The sequence below is a fragment of the Mesobacillus subterraneus genome (assembly GCF_000934845.1).
Taxonomy (GTDB): domain Bacteria; phylum Bacillota; class Bacilli; order Bacillales; family Cytobacillaceae; genus Mesobacillus; species Mesobacillus stamsii.
On record NZ_JXIQ01000012.1, the window covers coordinates 57029 to 68085 of the forward strand.

At 39.5% G+C, this 11057-nt stretch carries 11 protein-coding genes and 1 pseudogene; 7 read left to right on the forward strand and 5 right to left on the reverse strand.

The window, feature by feature from the left end; genetic code table 11:
- Positions 1–93 precede the first annotated feature (93 nt).
- Positions 94–753 (forward strand): peroxiredoxin, encoded by a 660-nt coding sequence (locus UB32_RS01295; protein WP_044390561.1) that lies wholly within the window; start codon positions 94–96, stop codon positions 751–753.
- A 140-nt stretch (positions 754–893) separates the two neighbouring features.
- Positions 894–1448, forward strand: a pseudogene (locus tag UB32_RS20825) (cbb3-type cytochrome c oxidase subunit I); the annotation flags it as partial.
- Between the two features lie 681 nt (positions 1449–2129).
- Here the strand turns inward: UB32_RS20825 and UB32_RS01310 are convergent.
- Both UB32_RS01310 and UB32_RS01315 read right to left on the reverse strand, forming a co-directional pair.
- Positions 2130–2672 carry a chromate transporter gene (locus UB32_RS01310; RefSeq protein WP_044390564.1) on the reverse strand — a complete coding sequence of 181 codons (543 nt, stop codon included), beginning with the start codon at positions 2670–2672 and terminating at the stop codon, positions 2130–2132.
- Complete coding sequence (locus UB32_RS01315) at positions 2669–3274, reverse strand: chromate transporter (RefSeq protein ID WP_044390565.1); 606 nt, start codon at positions 3272–3274, stop codon at positions 2669–2671. Before UB32_RS01315 ends, UB32_RS01310 begins: the two co-directional genes overlap by 4 nt.
- A gap of 150 nt (positions 3275–3424) precedes the next feature.
- Here UB32_RS01315 and UB32_RS01320 point away from each other — a divergent pair, with 150 nt between their 5' ends.
- Positions 3425–4045, forward strand: a complete 621-nt coding sequence (locus UB32_RS01320) for a spore coat protein (RefSeq protein WP_044390567.1) — start codon at positions 3425–3427, stop codon at positions 4043–4045.
- A 33-nt stretch (positions 4046–4078) separates the two neighbouring features.
- Here UB32_RS01320 and UB32_RS01325 read toward each other — a convergent pair whose 3' ends face one another.
- Positions 4079–4261, reverse strand: a complete 183-nt coding sequence (locus UB32_RS01325; protein WP_052806907.1) for a hypothetical protein — start codon at positions 4259–4261, stop codon at positions 4079–4081.
- Between the two features lie 108 nt (positions 4262–4369).
- Between UB32_RS01325 and UB32_RS01330 the strand changes: the two genes are divergently transcribed.
- Positions 4370–4780: a hypothetical protein gene (locus UB32_RS01330; protein ID WP_044390569.1), complete on the forward strand. Its 411-nt coding sequence runs from the start codon at positions 4370–4372 to the stop codon at positions 4778–4780.
- A gap of 118 nt (positions 4781–4898) precedes the next feature.
- On the opposite strand, the gene UB32_RS01335 is transcribed toward UB32_RS01330, so the two are convergent.
- Together UB32_RS01335 and UB32_RS01340 are read right to left on the reverse strand one after the other, a co-directional pair.
- The gene (locus UB32_RS01335) at positions 4899–6062 is read right to left on the reverse strand and encodes an ROK family transcriptional regulator (protein WP_241768398.1); all 1164 of its coding nucleotides are present in this window, start codon (positions 6060–6062) and stop codon (positions 4899–4901) included.
- A gap of 64 nt (positions 6063–6126) precedes the next feature.
- Positions 6127–7053, reverse strand: a complete 927-nt coding sequence (locus tag UB32_RS01340) for a LysR family transcriptional regulator (RefSeq protein ID WP_044390573.1) — start codon at positions 7051–7053, stop codon at positions 6127–6129.
- Positions 7054–7196: 143 nt separating this feature from the next.
- Between UB32_RS01340 and UB32_RS01345 the strand changes: the two genes are divergently transcribed.
- The 3 genes from UB32_RS01345 (at position 7197) to UB32_RS01355 (ending at position 10733) form a co-directional block, all read left to right on the forward strand.
- On the forward strand, positions 7197–8093 hold the full coding sequence (locus tag UB32_RS01345; RefSeq protein ID WP_052806908.1) for a c-type cytochrome: 897 nt from the start codon (positions 7197–7199) through the stop codon (positions 8091–8093).
- Between the two features lie 13 nt (positions 8094–8106).
- Complete coding sequence (locus UB32_RS01350; protein ID WP_044390577.1) at positions 8107–9498, forward strand: cytochrome ubiquinol oxidase subunit I; 1392 nt, start codon at positions 8107–8109, stop codon at positions 9496–9498.
- Between the two features lie 68 nt (positions 9499–9566).
- The gene (locus UB32_RS01355; protein ID WP_128721468.1) at positions 9567–10733 is read left to right on the forward strand and encodes a hypothetical protein; all 1167 of its coding nucleotides are present in this window, start codon (positions 9567–9569) and stop codon (positions 10731–10733) included.
- Positions 10734–11057 lie beyond the last annotated feature (324 nt).

Sequence of the window (11057 nt, forward strand, 5' to 3'; positions counted from 1 at the left end):
ATTAATAATAGGGGTTTTCCCCTATGGATTGAATATTAAAACAATGAAATAATAACTAAGTAATAATCATTATAAAAAAGGAGTTGTTATCAAATGGAAGAAACAACAAATTCCGAAAAGGTAATTAGCTTACCGCGAATCGGAGACAAAGCACCAAAATTTAAGATTGAAACTACTCACGGAATGATTTCCAGTGAAGATTATAAGGGGAAATGGTTTATTCTTTTCTCTCATCCTTCCGATTTCACGCCTGTTTGTACAACTGAGTTCATTGCATTCCAAGAGATTTATCCAGAGCTGAAGGAACTTAACACGGAATTGATTGGTTTAAGCATTGACAGTGTCCATTCACACATAGCCTGGGCTCGAAACATTGAAGAAAATTTTCATGTGAAACTGGAGTTTCCCATTATTGCTGATTTAAATAAAGAGGTAGCCGTTAGTTACGGTATGTTAATGCCAGAGGGTGGAAGTACCGAGACGTCAAGAGCGGTATTTGTAGTAGATGGAGAACAAATTGTCCGAGCCATCATTTACTATCCGTTGAGCACAGGACGAAATATGCAAGAAATAGTCCGTCTTGTAAAGGCATTGCAAACAACAGATGAACATCAAGTAGCTACTCCGGCAAACTGGAATCCAGGGGAGAAGGTTATTGTAAAACCGCCACGCACGCAAGAGGAAGCCGAAAACCGCGTCAATAATTCTGATTATGAATGTGTAGATTGGTATTTTTGCAAGAAACATATTTAAAAAAATGGCTGGATAGGATAACTCCTATTCAGCTTTTTTTTTTATAGGATCTTTTAACCACCTGTTTAGAGAAGCTTGTTTTTGGGTATAAAAAATCATAATGTATTTTTTATTAAATAACTTCAAAAAAAGGTGGGTTTATGTTGGAGAGTTATTTAAAGACGGCAGAGGGAAAATCTGTGCTAATGGATTGGTTGACAACTGTGGATCACAAAAAAATTGGAGTTATGTACATATTTGCGGCTGTTTTTTTCTTTTTATTGGCTGGTATCGAAGCAATATTAATTCGAATTCAGCTAATCGTACCGAATAATGATTTCTTATCCGCGTCCACTTATAATGAAATGATTACTATGCACGGTACGACGATGATGTTTTTTGCTGCCCTTCCGATCTTGTTTGGCTTGATGAATTTTATTGTGCCGTTGCAAATTGGGGCAAGGGATGTAGCTTTCCCATTTCTGAATGCATTGGGGTTTTGGTTGTTTTTCTTCGGCGGAGTTTTGCTAAATATTAGCTGGTTCTTCGGTGCCTTGCCGGATGCAGGCTGGACTGCGTACTCATCACTTGCTTTAGATAGTGCTGGAGTGGGAGTAGATTATTATTTGCTTAGCGTGCAAATTTCTGGCTTTGGGACCATTATCAGTGCTATCAATTTCCTGGTTACGATCGTTAATATGCGTGTTCCAGGAATGATGGAAAATGACCCATGGGATGGAAGGACATTGGAATGGGCCATTTCTTCTCCTCCGCCCGAATATAATTTTGTCCAGGTCCCACTTGTCAAAAGCCTGGATGCTTTCTTCACACAAAAATACGGCGGGAAGGATGAAGGCTTCGTTGACGCTGAGCCGGCAGGCATGATTCACATGCCGAATCCTTCTATATTGCCATTATTCATAGCCATTGGATTATTTATAGCCGGATTAGCGATCATTTATCATCAGTTTGTTATCGCGGCAATAGGGATTCTCATTACCCTTCTATCAATGTTAACTAGGTCGGTAAAAGACGAGTTATCACATCGAGGTAAAGCAAAAGGATGCAACACCGCAAATAGAAAGGACTTAAGGAACTGTTTTTGCTATTCCGAATTCAGGATATGAGGGGTATTCCCATGATCATAAATACCATTCTTGTTCTACTATTCAATTACTTTTTTGTTAAGTACTTAGATGTTACAAGGATTAAACAGAAATCATTGAGAATGACTTTACTATTGATCATGATGTTCCTCTCGAATAGTGTATTGGTGATTTTTTTTACGGACAAAATAGATGTTTCCTTGTTAATGGTTACCGAGGTTATTGTATTTGGAATTTTGGCCCCAGTATAGTGATGCCTAAAAAATGAGAGCCTAGTTTTTCCTCATGAAATTAGGAAAAAATAACGGCTCCCACTATTCCTGAAGCGAGAATTACGAGGACAGGATGCGCTTTATAATATAGAAGGACGAACAAGGAAAGGGCAAATATACTTAATAAGATCACCATTTGCCATGAAAATGTACTCGCGATCAATCCATTCGAAATCGCGAATTTTATCGCAGCAAACAGGATCAATCCGGTCACTATCGGACGAAGACCGTAGAAAATAGAATGGAAGAGCGGACTCTGGTTAATTTTATTGAAGGAAACTGCGATGAGCAGGATTAGGATAAGTGATGGAAATGTTATCGCTATGGAGGATACAATCGCACCGGGAACCCCAGCAACATGATATCCCACTAAAGTAGCACTATTGGAAGCAATGGACCCAGGTGCCATACCTGCAACAGCAATAATATCTGTGTATTCAGACGTAGTGAGCCAACCGCGCTTAGTGACTTCTGCTTCAATAACAGGGATCATGGCAAATCCTCCGCCAAATGATATAACCCCGATAAAAAGAAAAAGAAGCGATAAATTAATTAAAATCATTTAGATATCTCCCTTATTTGTTTATTCTGAAAGTGTGTTTTTTCCTCTCGCTTTTGTTGGATTTTTTTCTTAGCTGTCATTGTCAGGATTCCGGCAAGGGCGCCAATGAAGATTGCTAGGATCGGATTAAGGTGTAAAAACAGCAAGGAAAGCAGGATCAAAAAGAATAAGATGAACGTAGGTTTGTCAATAATCGAAGTGCGGGCAACCTTGATTCCTGCATACGTAATCAAGCCAACAACTGCGGCACGTATCCCTAAAAAAGCCCCCTCCACTAGCGCATTATCCTTAAATAAAAAATAAAGCGAACCCAACAGCATAACAATTGCCGTGGTTGGTAACAACACGCCGATCATCGCAGCCAATGCACCTAAAAAGCCCGCGAGCCGATACCCAATAAAGATGGCCGCATTAACGGCGATTGCTCCAGGTGCGGTACCAGCTATTGCAAACACCTCTGAAACTTCTTCAGAGCGTATCCATTTTTTCTTATCGATAATCTCCCGTTCAATTAACGGGATCATCGCATATCCTCCGCCAAATGAAATTGGTCCAATTTTAAAGAAGACAACAAATAACTCAAATAACAATTTCCATTTCATATTGTTCTCCTCTCGAATAATTGATTTTATTTATAGTGTAACACACTTTTGACCATTTTGGTTAAAAGTGTGTAAATTTTTTTCTTGATGAATAAAAACGAGCGATTTTTGCAAAATAAACAGAACCGAAAATGAAAGGGAGGGAATAAAATGCAGCTTTCCACACATGAATTGTATCAATTGAATGAATTAACAATGAGTTGTGTCAATTCTTTAACCAATATGGCTTACATGTTACATCATGTTCAAGATCCAGAATTCAAAATGATCCTGGAAAGGCATTATCCAATGCATGTTAGGGATTACAATATGAAGGTGGAATTTTTGAATAAACTGGAGGTGCCAACAAAAACAATTCCTATGTTAAAAAATATCGTACATAACAACGCCATTGCTACGAACAATGTCAAAACTCTGCCTATCCAGCCTAGGACAGAAATGGAAAACATGAATGATCGTGAAATGGCAACTGCCTATCTGTTGACTTTAAAAAGAGCAGGAAGAGAATATGCTTGGTCAGCAATGGAGATGGTCCATCCTGACATCCGTGCATTTTGCCAAACGGCTTTTATTATGAGCAGTTCACACGCCTATGATGTATGGCAATATATGGTGGAGAGAGGCTATTATCCGGTTCGTCAAGCTTCAAGTGAACAAATAACCGAAATAGGTGCTATGTATGAGATTGTGCCAGAGGACAGTGATCAAGTCCAAGCGTTTTTCGCGCAGGAACACAATCCGGAAGTGGAAAATAATACTTTTCTTTCATAAGGAAGGGCAAATGAAAAAAGCAGGCCAGAACATTTATCCTTCTGGTCTGCTTTTTGAATCCAAAATAACTTCCTTGTACAAACCTTTTAATTCATGATTAGAAACATTTGGATATTTTTGCTTCATGCTAACTAAACAGGTGGATTGAAACACGACAATTTCATGTAGTTCAAGTGATTCATGCCAAGCCAATGTTGCTGTTTGCTGATAATCCATAGTCATTTCCCTCCTCGAATTAATACTATTCAAGGATTTCAGATATGGTTCGCTAGATTTACCGATTTGAGGCAAGTTACTTTTTAAAAAAAGACTGGAGAGATAACGATGTCCATAAAGATGCTGTTTCCCCCTACGACTACGAAGGTGAATATGTTTTCGAGTCCAAGAGTAAATAGAGAAATTAAATTTCGAACAGAACGGAATATTGAGCAATATACCGAAAAAAGTGACGAAGACATTAAGGCGAGAATCAAAGAACTTGATTACGAGTGGGATACAGAGCGGACACTTGAGGTTAATTTCGCGCTTATTGTTGTTGTGACAACGTTTATCGGGGCGATAAGAAATAAAAAATGGTCTCTAATTTCCACAATTGCAGCAGTGTTTATGCTACAGCATTCTCTACAAGGGTGGTGTCCTCCGTTATCGGTGATCAGGAGGCTCGGCGTCCGGACTGCAACAGAAATTTTAGAAGAGAAAGAAACGTTAAAACGGGTGCTAAATCAAAGAGGATAATAGGTTGTTCATAAAATAAGAGCCAATCTGCGCACGACCCGCTCGGATGTCTCCATGCGCAGAATTGGAGTCTAAGAGAGCATGGATCCGCTAGCAGCTTATCAACAACGAAAAAGTTTTAGATTTTTTCGTGATAGATTTGAACGGCTGCTCCGATGGCGGTCGTTTGCTCCCCAAAAGAGTTCATGCGGATTTCGAGAATGTCATTGCTCTGGTTGATACGATTCTCCTGAATCGCTTTCTTCACTTCCAAATAGTAATCTTGATAGGCATGAACAAGCTGGCCATCAAGGACGACAATCTTTGGATGGAGGATTTTGACCATATTTGCAATTCCGATTCCTAGGTACAGTGCGGAGTTCATGATAGCTTCTTTAACAATTGGATTATCATTGCGAATTTCGCTAACTAAGTATTCGGCGATATTTTCAACGGGTTGGAATGATGGAAGATCATTTGGCTTGATGGAATCCATTATGGCATCGAATGTGACATAAGTATTTAAACATCCCTTTTTTCCGCAGGAGCATGGTCGGCCATTTATCGCTTCAATGGCGATATGACCATAGGAACTTGCATCTCCATCCTTTTTATTCAATAAACTCCCTTCCTGAATAAAAGAACAACGCAATCCATATCCGATCGTGCAATATAAAATGCTTTCCACTCTAGGATATTGGAAGTAATACTCAGCAAGAACTGCCAAATCAGCACCATTATTTAGGGAAACTGGTACTGATAAAGCATCCTCGATAATATCCTTAATCGGTACATTAAGCCAACCCTCTGCTGGAAACGCCTCTGGATTTAAAATCATTCCTTTCTCCCTGTTCAAAGGTCCGACAGCACCAATTCCGATACCGATAAGTTGATCCTTGTCCACTTGCTTTTCGGCTAGCAATTGTTGAATTTGCTTTTGAATTTCCTTCATTGTTTTGTTAGGTGTATGAAGCCTTGTAACGATGAACCGTTTCTCGCCAACAACTTGAAACCGCAAATTAAGCAATAATACCGTTACATGAGATCTGCTGATGGCAATGCCGAAAATATAACCAGCGGTGGGGAGTATTTCATACAACACGCGCGGCCTGCCTCCATTTGGGTCACTTAAGCCACTTTTCCGAATTAATCCCATCGTCTCCAGCTGATCAAGCATCCTATTCAAAGTCGATAATGGAATTTTGAATTCAGTCTGCATATCGATTTTAGAAACAGACTTATGACGATGGATAAACCGGTACAAACTCTTCGTCGTATTCATTTTTTCGTTTTTTTGGTTCATCAAATCCTTTAGCATCCTTGAATTCCCATCCTTCATCTTTATTTCACGATTGTCTGTTGAATTGCTAGGTGGATTCACCCTGCCGCATCTGATTCACAAGGAGACTAAGCGGGTTATCTTGAAGTTCTTCAATAAAAGTCCGGACAAGAAGATTGTTTTCCATAAAAGGAGAATAAAGATAAGCAAATTTTCGATGGAAATCAACCTGTTTTGTAAATTGGACTTTCCCCATATATCCATGTAGGAGCTCCCTTTCAATCATAGTGGAAGAAAGTAAGGACATGCCTGCTCCATGAATGATCGCTTCTTTGATGCCCTCATTGCTATTAAAGACAATCGTATGTTTTTCCCGAAGCTGATTGCTGGATAAAAACTGGTCCAAATAAACTCTCAAATTGGAGCCTTCTTCGCGTTTTATCCACGTTTGGTCTTGTAATGATTGGATGTCCACCTCCTTCTTTACAGTTAAAGGATGGTCACAATTGGCAACGATAAATAGTTCATCGCTGAAAAAGGTTGCTGAACGCAAATCAGGAAAACCGATATCCCCTTCAATGATTCCTATATCTAATTCCAAAGAATTGATCCTTTCAGCAACATTATTGGTATTGCCGATTTCAATTTCTAAATTCATGTCAGGGTATTTTTGGGTTAAACTGGATAATATTCTAGGCAGGAGATATTCTCCAGCTGTAAATGATGCCCCTATCTTTAATACCCCGCTAATCGTTCCTTGCCTCTGTTTTATTTCCTCATTTATTTGTTCCACTAAGTGAAGGACTTGTTTAGCTTTCTCATACAAAATTAAGCCTTCGGGTGTAATTTTTAATTGTTTGGTCGTCCGCCAAAAAAGTTTAGTTTGCAATTCCTCCTCTAAATTTTTTATGTGCAAACTGACACTTGGCTGGGATATGAGCAGTTTTTTGGAAGTAGTTGTAAAATTCTTTTCTTCTGCTAAGGTAAGAAAGATTTTAAGTGCTTCTAAGTTCATTGAATTCACCCTTTTATAAAAAATACTAATAAGTAATATTAAATATTAATATTTAACTTATAAACAAGAAATGTTTAATATGGGAATTGGAATCATTCTAAATAAAAAAGATTCTCATTACCATTAGAGGAGGGGCAGTCATTTTGAAAAAAATAATCACAGGATTAAAGGCAGTTTCCATTATCGTGTTTGCGTTCGGGATCTATCTAATAGTCACCCATTATTATAACGGAAACAACTCAGAATTAACATCAGCACCGGCTGTACCAGCAATGAGCAGCGCAGATGAAGAAGAAAACGCTGACTTGATCAAACGCGGAAAAGAACTGATGATCCATACCGACACTGAATTACCAGAAAATGTCGGGAATACGATGTCATGTATCAGCTGTCATGCCAGTGGGGAAGAAGCAGGTTCGATTAACTCGCTTAACTTGATCGGCGTGTCCAAAACATATCCTCAATTCAATGTCAGAGATGGAAAAATAGTTTCACTTGATGAAAGAATTAATGGCTGCTTCGTTAGGAGTATGAACGGCAAGCCACTGCCTGAAGACTCTACTGAACTGAAAGCGATGGTTGCCTATATAGACTTTATTTCTAAAAATGTTCCAGAAAAAGTAAAAGAGCGGGATTGGGCGCTTCAGAAGCTAGAGGGAGACTTGCCTGAACCAAATATTGAAGAAGGAGAAAAATTGTTTAATACCGCATGTATCAGTTGTCATGCAACAGATGCGGCGTCTGAAAACGGTTTAGCGGTTTGGGGAGACGATTCTTACAACGACGGAGCAGGTATGAACCGGATTCGGACGATCGGTGCCTTTATTAAAAACGATATGCCGAAAGCCCAAATGGGAAATATCAAACCAGGAAGCTTAACAACCGAACAAGCCGTTAATCTAGCAGCCTATATAAACTCCCATGATAGGCCGTTTTTTAAAGATAAGCACAAGGACTATCCGGGTGGACAAATTCCAGATGATTTAATGTATGAAGTGGATTCCATGAAAGACATAAAGAACAAGGACAACGAAAAGTAAAGGAGGAGAAAACATGGAAGATATCATCGGATTTTATCCACTGTGGTATGTACCGAATTTTGGGTCGAATAATATCCTTGCGATAACTGCAGTGGTTCATGTACTGTTTTCTCACATGTCAGTAGGTGCATCCTTCCTATTAGCCTATTTGGCTACTAAATCATATAGAGAGAAAAAGCCAGAAATCATGCTCTATGTGAAAAAATATATTTTTACCTTGCTGATCACATCCTATGTGATTGGCTCGATAACAGGGCCTGGTATATGGTTTGCGACTACTGTTGCAAGTCCAAGAGGGATTTCTGCGCTCATTCATAATTTTGGCTGGGTATGGGCTGCAGAATGGGTTTGGTTTGTAACTGAGGTAATCATTATTTATGTCCTGTACTATATTATCAACAAAATTGATGCAAAGTCTTATATGAGGCTCACTTGGATGTTTGCAGCTGCATCCTTTATGACACTCTTGGCGATTGTCGGTATTTTGTCTTTCATGCTGTCACCTGGTGGTGATGCGTGGTTTACTTCAGGAAGCGCCATGGATGCATTTTATAACTTGAATTATTTCCCGCACGCGTTTATGAGGGCAAGTTATATGTTTGCGTTAGCTGCCTTAATGGGAATTGTCATTTCGACGAGACTGGAAAATCAAGAGTTGAAATCCAGTATATACCGCGTTATGTCGATGTGGGGGATTGGCGGAATAACGTTTGGCACATTGTTCTATCTGCTCTACATTCAGACCGTACCACAGCGGTCTTCAGAAATTTTGGATTATGCAATCACAGACATATTTAAGACATCTTTATTCTCAATGGTCATTGTTACAATCACTTTTTTCATTATTACGTACATTACTTCAAAGAGAGTGAAGCGCGCCACTCCAGCTATTTTGATGCTCCTGTTTGTTTTGGCGCTTGCGCTTTATCCAGAGGAGAAGATTAGGGAAACAATTAGGAAGCCTTTTGTTGTCGGAGAATTTATGTGGAGCAACCAAATTATTGCTCGGGACATACCTGCTAAAAAAGTGAAAAGTGAAGTAGAAACGATTGACAAAAACGGATTACTAAGTGTAAACCCGTTTGTCCCTGAGTCGATGAAGACGATAGAAGCGGATAACAAAGTTGATGCCGGACGCACGGTGGCGTTATTGCAATGCTCGGCCTGTCATAGCGTGGAACCGAATGGCGCGAGATCATTGACAAAAAAGATCGAAACGTTAACCGATGAAAAAATCATCTATGACTTCTTAGAGGCGCGGCTTAGCGGTCATCCTGAATTAGGTGGCGCGGCGTATATGCCTAAACTAGTTGGAACGGAAGAAGAGAAGCAGGCACTGGCAGCCTTTCTTGCTGATGTTAATAAAAAAAGACTGGCTGAAGAGAGCCAAAAAGCACAGAACTAAATAGAAATAAAGGGGTGAGCGTTCTGGATACACAAATGATGCTCGAAAGCTTACGTTACCCAGGTGGGGTGGATTTTTATCCCTGGGTAATACAGCTTCTTATGGTGGTAACTTGGACTTTTCATATGCTTTTTGTGAACTTACTGATCGGTGGACTTGGACTTGGCATCTATGGATTTTTTAAAAAGGATGCAAATTGGAATATTGCTTCTATTACGATGACACAGGTTGCAAAAGTGTCCTTTTCATTAGCAATTGTATTTGGGGTAGCGCCATTGCTTTTTACTCAAATCATCTATGATGGACCATGGTATACAGCAAATAATCTTTCTGCTTCCTGGGTAATGGCTTTTATTCCTATTTTGATAGTTTCTTACTATATGTTATATGTATTTTATTTCAAAAATAAATTGGGAGCGAAAAAAAGCACTGCTATTTTTCCGATTCTCTCCATCCTCCTAGTGGTCGCTGCCGGTGGAATCATGCATATTTTCAGCTATCAAGAACTTTTCCCTGAAAAATGGGTCGATTGGTATACGAGTAACGGGACAACGATGAACACGGATGGTTGGAATATTTACGCTTTCAACCTTCCTAGATATTTGCTGTTCTTACTGCTCTCGTTCTTCATAACGGGAATGTTCATGACGATCTATAGCTGGTACTACCGGAACAGAGAAGATAAGGACCAGGAATACTTGCAGTGGTTTGCAGGCAAAGGATATAAAATTTCCTTGATTAGTGGGATTTTAACCTTTATTGACGCATTGTATTATTTTAGCTCAGCCGGAATCATTCTCCACCCGCTGATTTTAATGGGGCTCGTATTCATCCTGGGCAATATAGTGTCGATTTATTTGTCAAGAAATAACCTCGTGAATTTTAGCCGATTAAACGGGGTACTTGGTCTTATCAGTATTCTGTCTGTTTCGATTATGAGAGAGACGGTAAGATTTGATACTATGCAAAAATTCAATTCAAGCATTTATGATTACAAAACAAATATCGATTCACTTGCTCCGATCTTATTTTTTGGTACGTTAGTAGTTGGCGGAACATTGATCACGTACATGCTGACCCTGGCTTACAAAAGCGGGAAAGCAAAGGAACAATATGCCGGAGATCAAGATGAAACCATTAAAAAACAATGGAATTTTTCCGTTTTCATATACTTACTATATATATCAGTGTTTATCGGAACAGGAATCATCATTATCAGCAAGAATTACTTTTAAAAAGGGAAAGCTGTCATCCACAAGAAGGGTGACAGCTTTCTTTTTTTTAGAATGTGAAAGTGCCTAGCCCCCTCGAGACGCTTGTCCAGCGTCGCCTCCATGAAATTCGTAACTTTCCGCGTGAGAGATGCCGTTATGGAGGGGGAAATGCACGCAAAAGTTCATCATTCCGCCTGATAGATGCCCTTATGGAGGGGGAAATGCTCGCATAAGGGTATCATTCCGCCCGAGAGATACCCTTATAAAGGTGGAACTGCACGCATAAGGGTATCATTCCGCAAGAGAGATACCCTTATGGAGGTGGAACTGCTCGCAAAAGGGTAT